The organism is Pseudomonas sp. S44, from assembly GCF_016624805.1.
GTDB classification, from domain to species: Bacteria; Pseudomonadota; Gammaproteobacteria; order Pseudomonadales; family Pseudomonadaceae; genus Aquipseudomonas; species Aquipseudomonas machongensis.
Genome location: NZ_JACVTY010000046.1, coordinates 1 through 18,849 on the forward strand (window position 1 = coordinate 1; position 18,849 = coordinate 18,849).

General features: G+C 63.9%; 15 protein-coding genes. 9 read left to right on the forward strand and 6 right to left on the reverse strand.

Translation table 11 applies throughout. From position 1 onward, the window contains the following. The 4 genes from IAE40_RS23980 to IAE40_RS23995 all read left to right on the forward strand — a co-directional run. Positions 1-2,093, forward strand: a 2,093-nt coding sequence (locus tag IAE40_RS23980) for a DUF637 domain-containing protein (RefSeq protein ID WP_234465235.1), incomplete at its 5' end; no start/stop codon positions are given. A gap of 398 nt (positions 2,094-2,491) precedes the next feature. After that, positions 2,492-2,896, forward strand: a complete 405-nt coding sequence (locus tag IAE40_RS23985; protein WP_065861239.1) for a transcriptional regulator — start codon at positions 2,492-2,494, stop codon at positions 2,894-2,896. 99 nt (positions 2,897-2,995) lie between these two features. Beyond that, positions 2,996-3,922 (forward strand): DMT family transporter, encoded by a 927-nt coding sequence (locus IAE40_RS23990; RefSeq protein ID WP_054893281.1) that lies wholly within the window; start codon positions 2,996-2,998, stop codon positions 3,920-3,922. Positions 3,923-4,318: 396 nt separating this feature from the next. Beyond that, positions 4,319-4,564 carry a DUF3077 domain-containing protein gene (locus IAE40_RS23995; protein ID WP_200603980.1) on the forward strand — a complete coding sequence of 82 codons (246 nt, stop codon included), beginning with the start codon at positions 4,319-4,321 and terminating at the stop codon, positions 4,562-4,564. 175 nt (positions 4,565-4,739) lie between these two features. Here IAE40_RS23995 and IAE40_RS24000 read toward each other — a convergent pair whose 3' ends face one another. After that, positions 4,740-5,912 (reverse strand): YbfB/YjiJ family MFS transporter, encoded by a 1,173-nt coding sequence (locus tag IAE40_RS24000; RefSeq protein WP_197889866.1) that lies wholly within the window; start codon positions 5,910-5,912, stop codon positions 4,740-4,742. Positions 5,913-6,018: 106 nt separating this feature from the next. Between IAE40_RS24000 and ptrR the strand changes: the two genes are divergently transcribed. Further along, positions 6,019-6,912 (forward strand): putrescine utilization regulator PtrR, encoded by an 894-nt coding sequence (gene ptrR, locus IAE40_RS24005; protein ID WP_153773480.1) that lies wholly within the window; start codon positions 6,019-6,021, stop codon positions 6,910-6,912. Between the two features lie 124 nt (positions 6,913-7,036). Further along, positions 7,037-7,165 carry a PA1414 family protein gene (locus IAE40_RS25845; protein WP_256093825.1) on the forward strand — a complete coding sequence of 43 codons (129 nt, stop codon included), beginning with the start codon at positions 7,037-7,039 and terminating at the stop codon, positions 7,163-7,165. Between the two features lie 226 nt (positions 7,166-7,391). On the opposite strand, the gene IAE40_RS24010 is transcribed toward IAE40_RS25845, so the two are convergent. Both IAE40_RS24010 and speB read right to left on the reverse strand, forming a co-directional pair. Then, a complete protein-coding gene (locus tag IAE40_RS24010) occupies positions 7,392-8,771 on the reverse strand; it encodes a sodium:solute symporter (protein WP_063543766.1) in 1,380 nt (459 codons plus the stop codon). A gap of 141 nt (positions 8,772-8,912) precedes the next feature. After that, positions 8,913-9,863, reverse strand: coding sequence for an agmatinase (speB, locus tag IAE40_RS24015; protein WP_063543768.1), 951 nt, complete (start codon positions 9,861-9,863; stop codon positions 8,913-8,915). A gap of 227 nt (positions 9,864-10,090) precedes the next feature. Here speB and IAE40_RS24020 point away from each other — a divergent pair, with 227 nt between their 5' ends. The 3 genes from IAE40_RS24020 to IAE40_RS24030 all read left to right on the forward strand — a co-directional run bounded on the left by IAE40_RS24020 (position 10,091) and on the right by IAE40_RS24030 (position 13,590). After that, complete coding sequence (locus IAE40_RS24020; protein ID WP_112897730.1) at positions 10,091-10,984, forward strand: LysR family transcriptional regulator; 894 nt, start codon at positions 10,091-10,093, stop codon at positions 10,982-10,984. 140 nt (positions 10,985-11,124) lie between these two features. Then, positions 11,125-12,690, forward strand: a complete 1,566-nt coding sequence (locus tag IAE40_RS24025; protein ID WP_063543770.1) for a methyl-accepting chemotaxis protein — start codon at positions 11,125-11,127, stop codon at positions 12,688-12,690. 300 nt (positions 12,691-12,990) lie between these two features. Then, positions 12,991-13,590 carry a tRNA-uridine aminocarboxypropyltransferase gene (locus IAE40_RS24030; protein WP_200603981.1) on the forward strand — a complete coding sequence of 200 codons (600 nt, stop codon included), beginning with the start codon at positions 12,991-12,993 and terminating at the stop codon, positions 13,588-13,590. A gap of 24 nt (positions 13,591-13,614) precedes the next feature. Here IAE40_RS24030 and IAE40_RS24035 read toward each other — a convergent pair whose 3' ends face one another. The 3 genes from IAE40_RS24035 to IAE40_RS24045 form a co-directional block, all read right to left on the reverse strand. Beyond that, positions 13,615-14,970, reverse strand: coding sequence for an HlyD family type I secretion periplasmic adaptor subunit (locus IAE40_RS24035; protein ID WP_153773484.1), 1,356 nt, complete (start codon positions 14,968-14,970; stop codon positions 13,615-13,617). Positions 14,971-15,024: 54 nt separating this feature from the next. Further along, complete coding sequence (locus IAE40_RS24040) at positions 15,025-17,160, reverse strand: type I secretion system permease/ATPase (protein ID WP_153773511.1); 2,136 nt, start codon at positions 17,158-17,160, stop codon at positions 15,025-15,027. A 76-nt stretch (positions 17,161-17,236) separates the two neighbouring features. After that, positions 17,237-18,610 carry a TolC family outer membrane protein gene (locus IAE40_RS24045; protein WP_125930456.1) on the reverse strand — a complete coding sequence of 458 codons (1,374 nt, stop codon included), beginning with the start codon at positions 18,608-18,610 and terminating at the stop codon, positions 17,237-17,239. Positions 18,611-18,849: the final 239 nt, after the last annotated feature.

Sequence of the window (18,849 nt, forward strand, 5' to 3'; positions counted from 1 at the left end):
AGCCAGGTAGGAGGGGCCGCCGACGGGTTGCACTGGTCCACTGCACAGCCTTGGGCGAGCACGCCGATCACGCTTGCCAGCCCGTTACCGCGACCACCGCTGGTGGCGCCTGGGCAGCAGGTACCGGCGCTGCCCTGAGCGGGATTGGTTGGGCCAATGCGGCGGTGACGGCCGGGCTGACCGGCTTGACCAGCAATGCGGCGATCAGTGCCATCAACAACCGTGGCAACCTGGGGTTGGTGGTCAAGGATACCTTCAGCAGCGATAGCCTGAAGGGCGCGGTGATCTCCGGCCTGGTGACCGGCGTCACCGCTGGCTACATCGATCCCAAGTTCAGCGGCGACAATGCAGGCTTCAGCCGTACTTATGGCTTTGACCTGAGCAAGCTCGAAGGCATAGGTGGCTTCGGCCTGCGGGCCGGTGCGATCGGTGTGACCTCGGGTGCGATCAAGACCGTGGTGAACGGTGGGAGCCTGAGCGACAACCTGCTCAACGCGTTGGTGTCACAGGCGTCCAACGTCGTCGCCGCTTCCGCCTTCAATGCCATCGGCAACCTTGCAACGAAGAACCTGGCCGACGCAGAAAGCCGCAGCGATGCCGCCGCTATCGCGTTGTGGCAGGAAGGTGGCGCAGGCCGTGTAGCCTTGCACGCGTTGGCAGGGGGCGCTGTTTCTGTGGCCTCCGGCGGCGACTTCGCCAGCGGAGCGATGGCTGCCGGGGCCAACGCCGCCATGGCGGGGGCGCTGGAGGAGCTCTACAAGAAGCAGCCTGCGCTGCGCGATACCTTCTCGCAACTCACCGGCCTCGCTGCGGCGGGGCTGGTCAACGGCGACGTCGAGAAAGGTGCCTGGATCGCCCAGATGGCCGACCGCTACAACCGGCAGGCGCATCCCAAAGAAGTGGTCCAGATCAAGAAGCAGGCACCTGCACTCGCCCAGGAGCTAGGCATCAGCCCCGCCGAGGCGGAGCGGCGCATGGCCGAAGCCTTGGCCTACTACACCGACAACGAGTGGCGGCAGGTGATTACCGCCAATGGCAGGAGCATCGAGGCCAGCACCCTGGCGCACCTCGGCCAGGCGCTGGCGCCAATGGCGGACAGCCTCGACGTGAGCCGCGCCAATGGTGACGTGCCTATGGTGGGGGAGGCGGGCAAGCAGTACACCGCGCAGCAGACCGTGGCGTTGCTCAAGGACTATGCGAGCACGCATAGCGCCGAGTTCAACGATTCCACCAAGAATCGCGAGTTCCTGCGCCCTGGGGTGGACCCCGAGTACGCCGCGTATTACGCCAATAACCTGAACTTCGGCAAGTACGATCCCACGGCAGAAACGCTGGGTTCGGTGGAGGGTGTAGGCACGGCGCTGGGCGACATGCTCAAAGGCATGTACGGCCTGGGCAAGGGGTTGCTGACCGATACCCAGAACACCGCCTCGCAGGTGTCTCACCAGCTGATCAACTCCTTGAGTCATCCTGAAGCGGTGGTGCAGGAATGGCAGGACATGCGCGCCGAGGCGACCCTGTATCGGCTGCAGGGCAATCCTACGGCAGCGGCGCGGGTGGAGGCGGAGTGGCAGACCAAGTTCGTGATGAGCCTGGTGCCGGTACCGGTCGGCAAGGCCGGGAAGCTGGGTCAGGTGAGCAAGACGGTGGCCGAGCGCGAGGCCATTGCCGAAGCGGTGGGTGGTGCGACGGGCAGACAGGTGCCGGGGTTGCCGTCGTATTACCGCGATGGTTCAGGGGTTGGTGCGAACGTGGTGGCGCCGGAGGGGTATACGGCGGTAGTGAACCTGCGCACGGGCAATTTTGAGTTTGTCGCGCCGGATGGAAAGCTGTATTTCTATAGCGAGTCGGCGTTGGTGCCCAAGGAAGGTGGGAACCTTGCGGGGTTGGCGGCGGCGGAGCGGGAGATTGCGGCTGGGAAGGCGGGGGGTGGGGCAAGAAATAGCGTGGATACGCCCAAGGGTGGGTTTGGACCTACTTATCGGCCGGCAGATAGCGACCAATTTGAAAAGATTCTGACTTCGTATTACGGTGCGGATAAAACCGGCAACAGGGTCGGAAACGGCGGATTGGCTGACGCTGTGCGTTATTAGAAAGCTACAGGCAACATGTTGTCTCCTGCTGGGCATGAGCAAAAAGCCATCGAGGTCAGGAATAGACTAAGCGATCTAGTTCGTAATGCTGATAATCAACCACCCGGCAGGTACCCTTACAGTCAGCGGGATATTGATTTTGCTAAACAGCTAATAAAGGATATCGACAATGCTCTTGGTCGATGAGTACTTCAGAAAATTTGTCTTATGGTTGGTTTCTTTACCCTTCTTTTCTATAGTCGACCATTCTCTGGTTCGTGGTGATGATATCGAGACGCTAATAAGTGCGGCGCCTGAAAACTACAAAACCAACCGTGTACTGTCAATGATTTGAACGGACCTCCAACGCCTCCGGTCCCATGCTGTGTACCCACCGTCCACAGCAAGAGGCCACTGCCATGAGCACCTACGACTGGGACCTGATCGAACGCTTGCTGCACGAGGTGCAGAACGGCGCCGGTCACAGCTTCACGCCACGCCCCTACGCCGAGCAGCATGCTGCGGCGATGGCCGCCAAAGGCCAGCCGGTGGGCGATCTGGATCAGCTGAAAACACGCGCCTGTGAATACGAAAAGCTGCTGTTCCAGCGCGGCTTCATCGAAAGCCGGCCTGAAGAGGATGGCGGCAACGGTGAAAACTTTGTGCTCACCGAGCGCGGCTCGCGCCTGCTCAGCCTCATCGACAGCGCGATTCCAGGAGCGGACAGCCCACGCTTGAAGCTGGATCAGCAGGCAGATGCGCTGGATGAGTCCACCTTCGATCAGGTCTCGAGCAAGCCGCAGATCACACCAGGTGCGATTTAGGCTGGTATCGGCGGGGCGGGCGCACCGATAATCGGCAATGGATCCATTTTCTGACTGCCGAGCGTTGCCCATGCCCCTGACCCGCTACGAGGCCCGCCCATGAGCGCGGCCCGCAAGAACACTGACGCCTTTGCCCTGCAGGTGATGCTGGGGTTGTGCCTGATCTGGGGCTCCCAGCAGGTGATGATCAAATGGGCTGCCGTGGATATCGCGCCGGTGATGCAGGCGGCGTTTCGCTCCGGTATCGCTGCGGTGCTGGTCGGGCTGCTGATGTGCTGGCGGGGCGGCTGGGCGCAGTTGGGCAGCACCTGGCGCGCGGGTTTGCTGGCCGGGGCGTTGTTCGGGCTGGAGTTTCTGTTCATCGCCGAGGGGCTGAAGCTGACCTCGGCGGCGCATATGTCGGTATTTCTCTACACGGCCCCGGTGTTCACCGCGCTGGGGCTGCACTTCATGTTGCCCAGCGAGCGTCTGCGTTTGCTGCAGTGGCTGGGGATCGCGCTGGCATTTGCCGGGATTGCCCTGGCCTTTGCGGGCGGGCTGTCGCTGGATCAACTCGATGGGCGGGTGCTGCTCGGCGATGCCATGGCGGTGCTGGCGGGGCTGATGTGGGGTGCGACCACGGTGGTGGTGCGGGCTTCGCGGCTGTCGGAGGCGCCGGCGACCTTGACGCTGTTCTACCAGCTGATGGTGGGCTTCGTCGGCTTGCTGCTGATGGCGTTGTTCAGCGGGCAGATCGGTGCGGTGTCGTTCACGCCGTTGGCACTGGGCAGCGTGCTGTTCCAGGGGTTGGTGGTGTCGTTCTTCAGTTACCTGACCTGGTTCTGGTTGCTGCGCCAGTACCTGGCGTCGAACCTGGCGGTGTTTTCGTTCATCACGCCGTTGTTCGGGGTGACGTTCGGGGTGCTGTTGCTGGATGAGCCGCTGAGCGTGAACTTCGTGGTGGGGGCGGTGATGGTGCTCGGTGGTGTGGTGCTGGTGAGTGCCGAGCCTTGGGTGCGGCGGCAGTTGCGGCGGGTGGTGGGGTAAGGCGGGCTGTGGCGTGTCTGATTTTTCCTAATTCTCGGGCGCCGGTGTCAGGTTTGAGTCGTTAGGATCTATCCTACGCAGCTTGCGGAAGCGTCTTAATTGTCGTGGAAATGCGTCAGGGATAACTTCGCCGGGTCGTCTAAACGACAGGGTGTGAGAACCCTAATCACGATAGCGTCCGCTCTGCTATGGCAGCCGTGCGCGGGCAGGTTCGTCCTGACCGGTTCCCCTATCGTGGCCGGGTTCTCACCCCGCGTACGACTGCCACCCAATCCTGTGAGAACGAGCGAGTGGCAGTTCCTGTTTTTCACGATGGGAGTCATGCCATGAAAAAGCTCGTCCCCGATCCACCCCGCCTTACGCACGTTCCCCACACCACAGTGAGGAGATGTGACCATGTCTGATCTATCCAATGGCTACACCACCGCAGGTGTGGCGACTTTCTTGGACATGTACCGCGTACAACCTGGCATTCCTTTCGAGCGGGTGCTGGAAGAAGTGTCGGTGATCCTTGGCTGTGTCCGCGAGTTGAGCGAGCAGGAACAGGTGGACCCGGTGAGCATCACCGCACTGCACTACCTGAGCGCGATGGCCAAGGCGTTGCTGAACGACCTGGAGGTTGGGCGTAACTCGGTGCATTGAGGCCACAGCCCGGCTATGAAACCGCCTCGACCTGTAGGAGCGGGCTTGCCCGCGAAAAAGGTATCGCGCTGCCTGGCACGGGCTACGCCCGTGTTCGCGGGACAAGTCGGGGCGCCGAACCGCCGCTCCCACAGGGATTGGGCTGGTCTGTAGGTTTTGAGCAAGACAGCTGCTCCTACACAGGGGTCGCCAGTTGCTCTGCGGCGCGTTGATCCGATCTGCTTGTCGCCACCAGCAACCCGGCGACCCCCAGCCCTGCAGCCGCCAGCAACAGTGCGGGTTGCAGCCCGCCGCTGAAGTGGTTGCTCAGCGCGGCCAGCAAGGGGCCGCTGAGTTGGCCGAGGGCGAAGCAGGCGGTCAGCAGGCCGGCGTTGCGTTGGGTGGCGTGGGGCGCGAGCTCTCGCGAACGCTGCATCACCAACTGCATGCAGGCCAGGAACGGCGCACCGCACAGCAGTACCCCGAGCCCCAGTCCGATACCGCCGCCCAGCAGGCAGGCCAGCACGCCCAAGGCTTGCAGCCAGAGTGTGGCGGTCAGCCAGACGCTGGTGTGACCCGGGCCGCGCAGGCTGACGATCACCACGCCAAGCGCTGCGGCAAGGCCGAAGCCGGGCCAGAACAGGTCGGCAAGCCACTGCCCCTGGAATTGCTGGCTGGCCATCTGCGAGAGGAAGGTGGCGGGCAGGATGTAGCCGATGCCGTACAACGCATAGACCACCGCCAGACGGGCGATGCTGCGCTGGCGTGGATGAGCCTGCGCTGCTGCGGTGCTGGGCGCGGGCGTCAGCAGATGGGCGCGCGGCAGCCACGGCAGCACAGCCAGCAGCATCACCAGCGCGGCCACCGAGTACATCAACCACAGCGCCGCCGAATCGAGGCTGAGCAGGTGCGCACCGAGCGCCAGGAAACCGGTGATGGCGATCCCCACGCCTGGGCCAGCGAACACCAGTGCGCCGAGTCGCGCGCGACCATGGCTGCTGGCCACGTGCTGGCTGAGGCTGGTCAGCATCACCAATGCCCAGGCGCTTGCCACACCGGTGCCGAAGCGCAGCAGCAGGTGGCTCCAGAATCCGTTGGCAGCCCAGGAGGCCAGGGTCAGCAGCACGCACAACCACAGCCCGGCATGCAGGCGCAGGCGCACCTGGTGCGGGTGGCGGGCGAACATGCCGTCCACGGCACCCATGAAATAGCCGAGATAGTTGGCAGCGGCCACCAGGCCGCCTGCGGTCAGGTCGAACTGGCCCTCGGCAATCAGGCGGGGCATCTGCGGGGTCAGGGCGAAGCGGCCGATGCCCATGGCCATCATCAGTGCGACGGCACTGGCCATGAGTTGCAGTAGGGGCGACATGGTAAGACTCCTGCGCAGTGGTAAGCGATGGATGGCAGGTTAGGAGTTCTTGACTTTCAATAAAATTGAATAATGATGATCAAGTTGTTCTGTTTTGGAGAATGTCGTGGACTTCAGCCAATTGCGGATCTTCCAGGCCGTCGCCGAGGAGGGGTCAGTGACTCGCGCCGCCGAGCGCCTGCACCGGGTGCCGTCGAACCTGTCGACGCGTCTGCGTCAGCTCGAGGAGCAGCTGGGCGTGGAGTTGTTCCTGCGCGAGCGTCAGCGCTTGCAGCTGTCGCCGGCCGGCAAAGTGTTGCTGGACTATGCGCACAAGCTTTCGGTACTGCGCGATGAAGCCATGGCGGCGGTGCAGGGCGGTCAGCCAGCCGGGGACTTCATCATCGGGACCATGTACAGCACGGCGGCCATCCAGCTTCCGGCGTTGCTTGCGCGCTACCATCAGGCCTATCCGGCAGTGAACCTGCAGGTGCAGGCCGCGCCCAGTGGCGAGTTGTTGCAGGGCCTGCTTGAGCGCCGCCTGGACGCCGCGTTGGTGGATGGCCCGCCGGGGCTGGCCGGGCTCGATGGCGTGCCGTTGTGCGAGGAACGGCTGGTGCTGATCACCAGCCCTGAGCATCCGCCGGTGTACAGTGCGCGTGATGTGGCCGGGCGTTCGGTGTTCACGTTCCGCCAGGGGTGTGCCTACCGCATGCGTCTGGAGGCCTGGTATGCGCACGACCACACGCCAATGGGGCGAGTGATGGAGATCGAGTCGTACCAGGGCATGCTGGCGTGCGTGATCGCGGGGGCGGGGGTGGCGATGATGTCGCAGTCGATGCTCGACAGCCTGCCGGGCCGCGAGCGGGTCAGCGCGCATCCGTTGCAGGCGCCGTTCGATCATGCCGAGACCTGGTTGATGTGGCGCCAGGGTATGTGCGGGGCGAATTTGCAGGCGTGGATCGACCTGCAACAAGGTGAAACAGTAAACCGGCTGTCGGAGTACGGCGTTTCCGCTTGATCTGCGGCAAAATCGCCCATATCTGTAAGGTTAGACGCAGGCGATATACAGAACATGGGACTATGATCTGTATGAAGCATCGCAGGACTGATTTGCCGCAAGGCTGACCCGTGAAGGGGGCACTATGAACAAGCGCATGTACAACTGGCTCCACGACCTTGCCGTCGCCCTTGGCCTGGTACCGCCGCCATTGCAACCGGTACCGATCCCCACCGACGAAGAACAGCGCAAGCGCCAGCCGCGTCGGCGCTGATTAGCGCAGGAAAAAGGCCGCTGCATCCTTGGGGGATGCGGCGGCCTTTTGCGTTTTTGCAAGGGGGATCTGTGGTGTGGCTTTCGCAGTGCATGGCACCGGCTTCGCCGGTGATCGCGGGACCAGCCCGCTCCCACAGGGATTGGGCTGACCTTTAGATTTTGAACAAGACAGCTGCTTCCACAGGGTAGGGGCGGGCTGGTCCGGAGATTTTCTGCCCTGGAGATCAGGCCAGGTTCACCGCAGCCGTCGGTTTACGCGACATCAGGCTGACCACGACAAAGCTCACCAGGCCCACCGCCAGGCTGTAGTAGATCGGCGAGTTGGCATCCAGGCCGTCCTTGAACATGAAGAACAGCGCGGTGGCAAAGCCCAGCGACATGCTGGCGATTGCACCTGGAGTGGTGGCGCGTTTCCAGAAGATCGCCCCGATCAGCGGGATCAGCATGCCACCAACCAGCAGGTTGTAGGCCAGGGTGAGGGCACTGATCACATCGTTCACCGCCAGGGCGATCACCAGCACGGCCACGCCAGTGAGCAGGGTGAACAGGCGGTTCACGCCCAGGCTCGAGCGCTTGCCACCACGCAGCTTGGGCAGCAGGTCTTCGGTCAGGGTGGTGGACGCCGCCAGCAGGCCGGCGCTTGCGGTCGACATCATCGCCGCCAGTGCCGCCGCCATCAGCAGGCCACGGATGCCGTCGGGCAGGGTGGTCTTGATCATCTCGGCGAAGGCGTTGTTCGGGTTGGCCAGGTCTGGCATCAGCACGTGGGCGGCCATGCCGATCAGCGCGCAGGCCAGGCCGTAGATCACGCAGTACACGCCTGCGGCGGTACCGGCGCGCTGGCAGACTTTCTCGTCACGTGCGGTGAACACACGCTGCCAGATGTCCTGGCCGATCAGGATGCCGAAGAAGTAGATCAGGAAGTAGGTGATGATGGTGTCCCAGCCGATGGTGGTGAGCTGGAAGCTCGCCGCCGGCAGCTTGGCCACCAGTGCATCCCAGCCACCGGCCTTGTACAGGCACACCGGCAGGAGGATGAACATCAGGCCCACGGTCTTGATGACGAACTGCACGATGTCGGTGAGGGTCAGCGACCACATGCCGCCGATGGTCGAGTAGACCACCACCACGCCACCGCCGAACAGCAAGGCCATCCAGAACGGCACATCGAGCAGCACTTGCAGCACGGTGCCCATGGCCAGCGTGGAGACCACGCCGATCATCAGCGCGTAGGCCAGCATGATCACTGCACTGGCCTGGCGCGCCATCGGGTTGTAGCGGCGCTCCAGTACCTGGGTCACGGTGAAGATGCGCAGGCGCAGCAGCGGTTTGGCGAGGAACAGGTTCAGGGCGATGATGCCCAGGCCCAGGGCCGCGCACAGCCAGAAACCGGAAATGCCGTGGACATAGCCCAGGCGCACGGTGCCGACGGTGGATGCACCGCCGAGCACGGTGGTGGCCATGGTGCCCATGTAGAGGGTCGGGCCGAGATTGCGTCCGGCGACCAGGTAGTCTTCGTGGGTCTTCGCACGCCGCATGCCGTACCAGCCAAGCCCGAGCATGCCAGCGGCGTAGATCAGTACAACAATGATGTCCAAGGCCATGGGTGTCTCCGATTATCTTTATTATGCGAGATCGATCGCTCGGACGCTCTCACCGCGTCCGGCGCTCCTCATCGAGTGTTGGCGGGCCTCTATGGCCCTGTCCCACGGCTCCTGCCTGGGTATTGCAGGTGTTTCAGGTGATCAGCGACGCACTACGCCGGGAAGCACGCAGAGCATTTCGAACAACAGGTTGGCGCCCAGCAGCGAGGTGTTGCCGGTGGTGTCGTACGGGGGCGAGACCTCGACCAGGTCGCAGCCGATCAGGTCCAGGCCGTGGCAACCGCGGATGATTTCCATCGCCTGGATGGTGGTCAGGCCGCCGATTTCCGGGGTGCCGGTGCCTGGCGCCCAGGCCGGGTCGATGCCGTCGATGTCGAACGACAGGTACACCGGGCCACCGCCGACCTTCTCGCGCACTTCGGCCATCAGCGGCTCCAGCGATTTGTGCCAGCACTCTTCGGCCTGCACCACGCGGAAGCCCTGGCGGCGGCTCCAGTTGAAGTCATCGGCGGTATAGCCCTGGGCGCGCAGGCCGATCTGCACTACGCGGTCGCAGTCCAGCAGGCCTTCCTCGACAGCGCGGCGGAAGGTGGTGCCGTGGGCGATCTTCTCGCCGAACATATGATCGTTGACGTCGGCGTGGGCGTCGATGTGCACCAGGCCGATCTTGCCGTGCTTTTTATGCAGGGCGCGCAGGATCGGCAGGGTGATGGTGTGGTCGCCACCCAGGGTCATGGGGATGACGTTGTGTTCGAGGATCTCGTCGTAGGCTTCTTCGATGATGCGTACGGCGTCGAGCAGGTTGAAGGTGTTGATCGCCACGTCACCGATGTCGGCGACCGACAGCGAGTCGAACGGGGCGGCGCCGGTGGCCATGTTGTACGGGCGGATCATCACCGATTCGGCGCGGATCTGCCGCGGGCCGAAGCGGGTACCGGAGCGCAGCGAGGTGCCGATGTCCAGCGGCACGCCGATGAAGGCGGCGTCCAGGCCTTCGGCGCTTTGCAGGTGGGGAAGACGGAGCATGGTGGCGATGCCGCCGAAACGCGGCATTTCGTTGCCGCCCAGTGGTTGGTGGAGAATCTTGTCCACGGTGGGCCTCATCAGTCGGTCGATTGTTCTGTTTGTTCGAACCTGTGTCGCGGCACGCTCGGCAAGCGCGAAGGCGCCGGCGACCAGGGACATTTCGGCCAAGTCTGCGCAAGGTAGTGCGCCGGAAGAATCGCTACCGACAAATACTTACTTCAGGAATTTCTGAACTATCGCGACGAAGGCGCGGTAGACTCTGACGGATTTCCAGTCTGCGGAACCTGTGCGCCATGGCCTCATCGCTGCCCGACCTGAAACTGCTGCGCATCTTCGTCAGCGTGGTGCGTCACCAAGGTTTCGCCAACGCCCAGCGTGACCTCAACCTTTCCACGTCGGCCATCAGCACCTACATGAGCCAGCTGGAAAGTGCCCTGGGCCTGGTGCTGTGCCACCGCGGCCGTGGTGGTTTCAGCCTGACCAGCAAGGGTGAGCTGTTCCACCAGGAGACCTTGCGCCTGCTGGGCGAGCTCGACGGTTTCGAGCAATACGCTGCGGCGCTCAAGGGTGAGCTGCGCGGCACCCTCAACCTGGGGGTGATCGACTCCACCGTCGGCGATCGCGCGCTGCCCCTGGCCGAGGCGATCGGCGCCTACAGCCAGGAGCACCCGGCCGTGCACTTGCACCTGTCGGTTTCCAGCCCTTACGAGCTGCAGCTGGGTGTGCAGGACAACCGCCTGGACCTGGCCATCGGCGCCTTTTCTTCGCGCATGAGCGGCCTGGTGTACCAGCCGTTGTACCGCGAGCAGCACTGGCTTTACTGCAGCAGCCGCCACCCGCTGTTCAGCGAGCGGCGCATTCCGGCGCAAGTCATCACCCAGCAGCGTATGGTCGGCCGGGGTTACTGGAGCCAGGCGGAGCTGGCCCGTCACGGCTTCAAGCACAGCGCCGCGACCGTGGAAAGCATGGAGGCGCAGCTGATCCTGATCCTGTCCGGTGCCTACATCGGTTACCTGCCCGAGCACTATGCCCAGGCCTGGGCCGACAAAGGTGATCTGCGGGTGTTATCGCCGTCTACCTTCGGCTATCAGGCGCCATTTTCGTTGATCATCCGGCGTGGGCGCAGCCGCGAACCGTTGATCCAGACCTTCCGTGACCTGCTCAAGTCGCAATTGAATGTGGGCTGATCGGCGTTGCCGAAAATACATTCCGTCAGGTCGGGAACTTTTCTTACAAATGCTCATCCCGCACGTGAAAATGCTCTGCTAAACCTTTACTTGCTTTGATGAAATTTCCCCCTCGTCTACACAAGCAAGGACCGCCCGAGATGCGCACGAATCTGCCCGTAACCGAGCATGAAAGAACGTTCTCCAGCGAGCAGCGGTTGATTTCCACCACCGACCTGAACAGCCGGATCACCTACTGCAACGATGCGTTCGTGGCGATCAGCGGATTCACCTACGACGAGTTGGTGGGGCAGCCGCACAACCTGGTGCGCCATCCCGACATGCCGCCGTCGGTATTCGGCCATATGTGGGAAACCATCAAGCAGGGCAAGCCGTGGATGGGGGTGGTGAAGAACCGCGCCAAGAACGGCGACTTCTACTGGGTCAGCGCCTATGTCACGGCGGTCTACGAGAACGGCCGCATCAGTGGCTACGAATCGGTGCGTTCGGTGCCGACCCGCGAACAGATTCGTCGTGCCGAAGCGTTGTACGCACGCCTGCGGGCCGAACGCTCGCCAGTGCCCTGGGCGGCGCGGCTGGCGCATGGCCTGGGGACTGGCTGGCCACTGGTGGGTGCCGGGCTGATTGCGGCGGCAGGCTACCTGTGGCTACCGCCCTATGCGGCGCTGGGCCTGCTGATGGTCAGCCTGTTCAGTGCCTGGTACCTGATCGAACACCGGCAGAACCAGGCCATCCGCCGGACCTTGGCCGAGCATCCCAAGGCTTTCACCAGCCCGCTGGTCGCCCTGACCTACAGTGACAACCCCGGCTTGCGCGGCCAACTCGACCTGGCGATCATCAGCGAAGAGGCACGCCTGCAGACCGCGCTCACGCGGCTGGTGGACGCTGGCGTTGGGGTCAAGTCACGGGCTGCACAGTCAGCGGAACTGTCTGATGCCCAGGCGCAGATGCTCGACCGACAGCGCAGCGAAACCGACCAGTCGGCCACCGCCATCGCGCAGATGGCGGCGACCATCCAGCAGGTCACCCATAACGTGCAGAGCACCGCCCATGCGGCCGGCGATGCCGATCAGCTGGCGCAGCAGGGCAGTGACCTGGCCCAGCAGAGCCTACGGGCCATGGGCAGCATGAGCGAGGCGGTGAACGACATCGGCCAGGCGGTCAATGCCCTGGCCGAGCAGACCCAGTCCATCGGCAGTGTGGTGGATGTGATCACCTCGATCGCCGAGCAGACCAACCTGCTGGCGCTCAATGCCGCTATCGAAGCGGCGCGTGCCGGGGAGCAGGGCAGGGGCTTTGCGGTGGTGGCCGACGAGGTGCGTTCGCTGGCCCAGCGCACCCGCACCTCCACCGAGGAAATCCACCAGATCATCGCCTCGCTGCGGGCCGGTGCCGAGCGTGCGGTGAGCAGCGCCAGCCGCGGTGAGCAGATTTCCCGCGACAGCGTGCACAGCGTCGAGGCGGTACAGTCGGCGCTGACCGGTATCGTCCAGGCGGTGAGCCGCATTACCGGCATGAGTCAGCAGATGGCGACCGCGTCCGAGCAGCAGAGCCATGTGGCGGAGGATATCAACCAGCAGATCGTGCGCATTGCCCACCTGTGTGACGAAAGCGCCGGGCAGGCGAAGCAGGGCGCCGAGATCAGCCAGGACCTGGAGCGGATGGCGGAGTACCTGCATAGCCTGGCGGAGCGGTTCAATCGTTAGAGGGGAATGGCGACGCCGACAAAGCTGCTCCTGCCAGGCACTGCGATCTGCTGTAGCAGCCCCTGCATCCTGTGTAGCTGCACAGATCCTGGGGCCGCTGCTCGGCCCATCGCGGGACGAGTCGGGACGCCGAACCGCCGCTCCCACAGGACAGCGCCGCATTCGAGGCGCGTGGTGCTGTCCTTTGGGAGCGGCGGTTCGGCGTCCTGACTTGTCCCGCGAATGGCCCGCAAGGCGGGCCCCGATTTCCGGCATATAGCCCCGGCATATGGCAAAATCCCTCCGCCAACGGAGACCCCCATGCCCAGACCCCGCTGCGAGCGCTGCCAGCGCCCGCTCGCCCATTGCCTCTGCCCACTGATCCCATCAATAGACAGCCGCACCCGCGTGGTCCTGCTGCAGCACCCCAGTGAAACCAGCCACGCCCTGAACACCGCCCGCCTGGCGGCTTTGGGGCTGCGCAATGCCGAACTGTTGATTGGTGAGGTCTTCGAGGATCTGCCCGCACTGCTGGCCACTCCCGGCTATCGTCCGGTGCTGCTGTTCCCGGGCGAGCAGGCCGAGGTGGTGTCGGCCTATGGCGAAGGCGATGCGTTGCCGTTGCTGCTGATCGTCCCAGACGGGACCTGGCGCAAGGCACGCAAGTTGCTGTACCTCAACCCGCTGCTCGAGGAACTTCCGCGGGTGACGCTCGGCCAGGTCCAGCCCTCGCGCTACCGACTGCGCAAGGCGCCGGAGGCAGGTGCGGTGTCGACCATCGAGGCGGTGGTGCAGGCGCTGAATGTGTTGGAGCAGCCCGTGAATTTCGATGAATTGCTCAGGCCGTTCGAGGCATTGATCGAGGGGCAGATCAGCGCCATGGGGGCTGAGACCTTTGCTCGGAATCATGGGGGAGAATGATGGTCACCACCAATCCCAAGACCCTCACCGCTCACGCATCGCCTCGGTCCGGGCCTTCATCACCGGCTTGAGCAGGTAATCCAGCACGCTCTTCTGCCCGGTGATGATGTCCACTGTCGCGGTCATCCCCGGGATGATCAGCAGCGGCTTGTTGTCCCCGCCCAAATGGTTTTTCTCGGTGCGCACCTGGATCAGGTAGAACGCATTGCCCTTGTCGTCAGTGACGGTGTCGGCGCTGATCAGCTCGAGCGTGGCCTTGAGCCCGCCATAGATGGTGTAGTCGTAGGCACTGAACTTGACCATCGCCACCTGCCCCGGATGCAGAAACGCCACGTCCTGCGGGCGCACCTTGGCTTCGATCAGCAGGTTGTCCTCGATCGGGACGATCTCCACCAGGTCGCTGCCGGGCTGGACCACGCCGCCGATGGTGTTGACCTTGAGCAGCTTGACGATGCCCCGTACCGGCGACACCACGGTGGTGCGGTTGACCCGGTCGTCGATGGCGATGCTGGTGGCGGTGATCTTCGACAGTTCCGTTCGCTTGTCGTTGAGCTCCTTGGCGGCGTCCGAGCGAAAACTTGCATCGGACTCCTGGATCTTGCTGCGAATCTCGGCGATGGCCGCTTCGGCGCGAGGGATGGCCAGGTTGGTCGCGTTCAGTTGGCCGCGGGCTTCGACGCTGCGCTGCTTGAGGCGCAGGATCTCCACCGGCGAAATGGCGCCCTTGCTCACCAAGGGTGACGACATGTCCAGCTCCTGCTGCAGCAGCCCTACCGCCGAGCGGTACTGTTCGACCTTGGAGCGGAATTCGGCGAGTTCCTGGGTCTTCTGCCGCAGTTGTTCGTTGAGTGTCTGCTTCTCGCTGGCGAGCCGGCGCTGGCGTGATTGATAGAGGGCGATTTCGTCTTCGGCCACCTGCGGTGCCTTGGCGCGGACTTCTTCCGATAGCGCGAAGGGCCGCCCTTCGGCTTCGGCCGACAGGCGCTCGACCTGTGCGGTCAGGGCATAACGATCGGCCTCGCTCTCGCCCTTGTTCGACTTGAAACGGGTGTCGTCCAGGCGCAGCAGGGTGGCACCCTTGTCGACCATCTGCCCTTCGCGCACGAAGATCTCGGTGACGATGCCGCCTTCGAGGTTCTGGATCACCTGCACCTTGCTCGAGGGGATGGCCTTGCCTTCGCCGACCGTGACCTCGTCGAGCACGGCGAACTTGGCCCAGACCAGCGCTACCAGCAACAGCGCCGCTGCCAGCCACACCGTGATGCGCGACAGCCGCGGCGAGTCCTGCAGGGTGGCACCGGCCAGCTCCGGCATGTAGTCGCGCTCGGCATGCTTGTCGGCGCCGGGGAGGTGGCTGCGGACACTTTGGCTGAGGGGCATGTCTACCTCCGATGAAAACCACGGTGCCTGTGGCAGCGCCGTTCTTGACGTCGTTTACAGGGCTGCGCCGATACGGCCTTTGCGCAGGGCATCGATCACCGCGTCCTTCGGCCCGTCGGCCACCACCTTGCCGTTGTCCAGTACCACCAGCCGGTCCACCAGGCTGAGCATCGAGCTGCGGTGGGTGACCAGCAGCAGGGTCTTGCCGGGCACCCAGGCCAGCAGGCGTTGGCGCAGCTGGTCTTCGCTGCTGTTGTCCATGTGACTGGTAGGTTCGTCCAGGATCAGGATCGGCGGCTCCAGCAACAGTGCGCGGGCCAGCAGGACAGCCTGGCGCTGGCCGCCGGAGAGCAGTTGGCCGCGCTCGCCCAGCGGACGGTCGAAGCCCTGCGGGTGTTGGCGGGCCAGTTCGCTGACACCGGTCAACTCGGCGACTTCGAGCATGCGCGCATCGCTGACGTGGCGTGCGCCCAGGGTCAGGTTGTCGCGCAGGCTGCCTGCCAGCAGGGGCATGTCGTGGGCGACATAGCCAAGCTGATTGCGCAGGTCGGCGATATCCAGCTGGCGCAGGTCGAGGTTGTCCAGCAGTACCTGGCCTTCGTCAGGGTGGTGAAACCCCATCAACAATCGCCCGAGCGTGCTCTTGCCCGAACCGCTGCGGCCGATGATGCCGATGCGCTCGCCGGGCTTGATCGACAGGTTGATATCGTTCAGTGCCGCGGCGACCTGACCGGGATAGCGGAACGTCACGTGGCTGATGCCCAGGCCGCCTTGCAGCACCGTATGCTCCAGCGCCTGCTGACCGGGTTGGCGCTCCTGCGGCAAGCTCATCAGTGCGTCGGTGCTGCGCATGGTCAGTTGTGCTTGTTGGTAACGGGTGATCAGCCCGGCGATCTGGCCCAGTGGCGCCAGCACCCGGCTGCCGAGCATGTAGCAGGCGACCAGCGCGCCCACGCTGAGGCTGCCGGCGATGATCGAATAGACCCCCGCGACGATGGTGGCCATGCCGCAGAACTGCTGGATGAACAGCGTGCCGTTGCTGGCCATGGCCGACAGGTTGCGGGCGTGGGCTTCGAGACGGGCGATGGCGCCGTTGGTGTGTTCCCACTGGTATTGGCGCTCGCTTTCGGCGCCGCAGGCCTTGAGGGTTTCCAGGCCGCCAAGGGTTTCGATCAGCAAGGCCTGGCGCACGGCGCCGAGGCTCAGGCTTTTCTGCACCGTATCGCGCAGGCGTATCTGGATGAACAACGCCACGCCCACCGCCAGTGGGAAGGCGACCAGCGGGATCAGCACCAGCCAGCCGCCGAGCAGGCCGATGACCAGCAACATCAGCACCACGAAGGGCAGGTCGATGATGCTGGTCAGGGTCACGGCGGTGAGGAATTCGCGCAGGCCCTGGAAGTCGTGGATGCTCTGGGCGAAGCCGCCGATGCTGGCCGGACGTGCTTTCATGGCCATGCCGGTGATGCGTTCGAACAGCGTGGCCGACAGGATCAGGTCGGTCTTCTTGCCGGCCTGGTCCAGCAGGTGCGCGCGGACCATGCGCAGCACCAATTCGAAGGCGGTACCGATGAACAGGCCGATGACCAGCACCCACAGGGTCGAGAGGGCCTGGTTGGGCACCACGCGGTCGTAGGTCTGCATCACGAACAGCGGCACCATCAGCCCGAGCAGGTTGATCAGAAGGCTGGCCAGCAGGGCATCGCTGTACAGCCAGCGCGAATGCTTGAGGGTGTCGCGAAACCAGGCTTCGACCCTTGGCAGCATTGGCGTACGCAGGTCTTCGAGGGTATGTCGCGGGCGGGCGAACAGGGCTTGCCCGCTGTAGGCCTGCTCCAGCGCCTGGCGCTCGACCCATTGCTCGCCACCGTCGGCCTCGCACGGCAGGATCAGTGCCCGTCCATCTTCGCTCCAGCGTTGCAGCACGGCGCTGCGTCCATCGCCGAGCAGCAACAGTACCGGCAGGTTCAGTGTATTGATGGCGCTCAGTTCGCGGCGCAGTACGCGCGCCTGCAGGCCGGCGCGGGCGGCGGCGCGGGGCAGCAGTTCGAGGCTCAGGCGCTGGTCGGCCAGCGGCAGGCCGGCGCACAGGCTGGCACGGCTGGCCGGGCACCCATGAACCTTGCACAGGATCAGCAGGCCATCGAGCAACGGATCATCCGCAGCCAGGGTGGGCTGCGTGCTTTGCATACTGGTCACGATGGCCTACTCCTGCCGCGGTGGACGGGAGGCGGTTGCAGAGGTCTACAGCCGCCTGATGCAGGGCCTAGCGCATGTCGGGCAACTGCGCCTCATTGCGTACGTCGGTCTTGGCGATGGCTTCCGGTGGCAGCGAGATGCGCTGCTTGCTCAGCAACTCGCCCATGGTCGCCAGCACCCGGTACATGGAGAACTCTTCGGTGTAGCGCACCTCGGTGTAGCGGCGGTTGGCGTTGTACAGCTCGTTCTCGCTGTCGAGCACGTCGAGCAGGGTGCGCTGGCCCAGGCCGAACTGGTCCTGGTAGGCACCGCGTACGCGTTGAGTGGTCTCGGCGTATTCGCGGGCGCTAGGGGTCTGCTTGCGCGCGTTGTTCATGGCGTTCCAGGCCAGGCTCAGGTTCTCGGTGAGCTCGCGCAGGGCATTGTTGCGGATGTCCATGGCCTGGTTGATCTTGTGCGCATCGGACTGCAAGCGCGCCTTGTCGCTGCCGCCACGGAACAGGTTGTAGCTGAGCTCGACGCCGGCCTGCCAGTCGTTGTTGCTGTGGCCGCGCTCGCCGCCCAGGTTGTTGTTGGCGCCGGTGGCCAGCACTGCGTCCAGGCGTGGATAGAACGGCGACTTGGCCACTTCGTACTGTTTCTCCGCCGCGTTGACATCGGCCTGGGCGGACTTGAGGTACGGGTTGTTCTCGCGCATGCCCTGGCGGGCTTCGTCTAGGGTGCCGGGCATCTGGATCTTGATCGAGGTCGGCGTTTCCAGCTCGTCCGGCTGGCGGCCGATGACGCTGTAGAAGTTGGCCTCGGCGTCGGCCAGGTCGACCTCGGCGGTGTCCAGGTTGTTTTCCGCCAGGGCGCGGCGGGCGCGGGACTGGTCGAGGTCGGCGGTGCTGCCGACACCGCGTTCGCTGCGCAGGCCGATCTGGTCGTTGACGCGCAGGTGCGCCTGCAGGTTGTTCTTGGCCAGGGTCACCAGCTCACGGCGCTTGAGTACTTCCAGGTACACCTCGATGGCGCGCAGGGCGACATCCTGGGCGATGGCCTGGGTGTAGTACGCGCGCGAGGTGGCCACCGATTCGGTACGCCCGACTTCGTTGGAGGTGTTGAAGCCGTCGAAGATCATCTGCCGCAGGCGCAGTTCGGACTGTGTGTAGTTGAGGGTTTCCTTGTTGTGATTGCGCGTGCCGTCGGGGTTGATGCCGCGCGTATTGAGGTTGTCCGAGCGCTGACGGCCATAGCCGGCCACCAGGTCGACGGTGGGGAAGTAGCCTCCGCGCGCGAACTTCACATCCTCATCGGCCGACAGCTTGCTGTTGCGATTGGAGCTGATCTGAGGGTGGTAGTCCACGGCGCTCTGGACAGCCTCGGTGATCGACATCGCCTGAGCGTTGGCACAGGCCATGGCCAACAGAATCGCACTGGTGATGGGGGTTAACACGCGCATGGGGTACTTCTCCCTGGTCTTTAAAAAGATCCTGCTATTCGCCAAAAAAATGACGAAAAATTGAGTTGAAACCGTTTCAGGTTTGTAACAACAGAGCTAAGAACATTTAACGGGCAAGCTAAGAAGATTTTTTCATAAGGTCTATGCGAAAAAAAACTTATGCGGTCTAAGCAAACCGAGACATTGTTCTATTCAAGCGCTCGGGTAAATCGGCTGCAGTACCTGATTTCCGGGCTTCT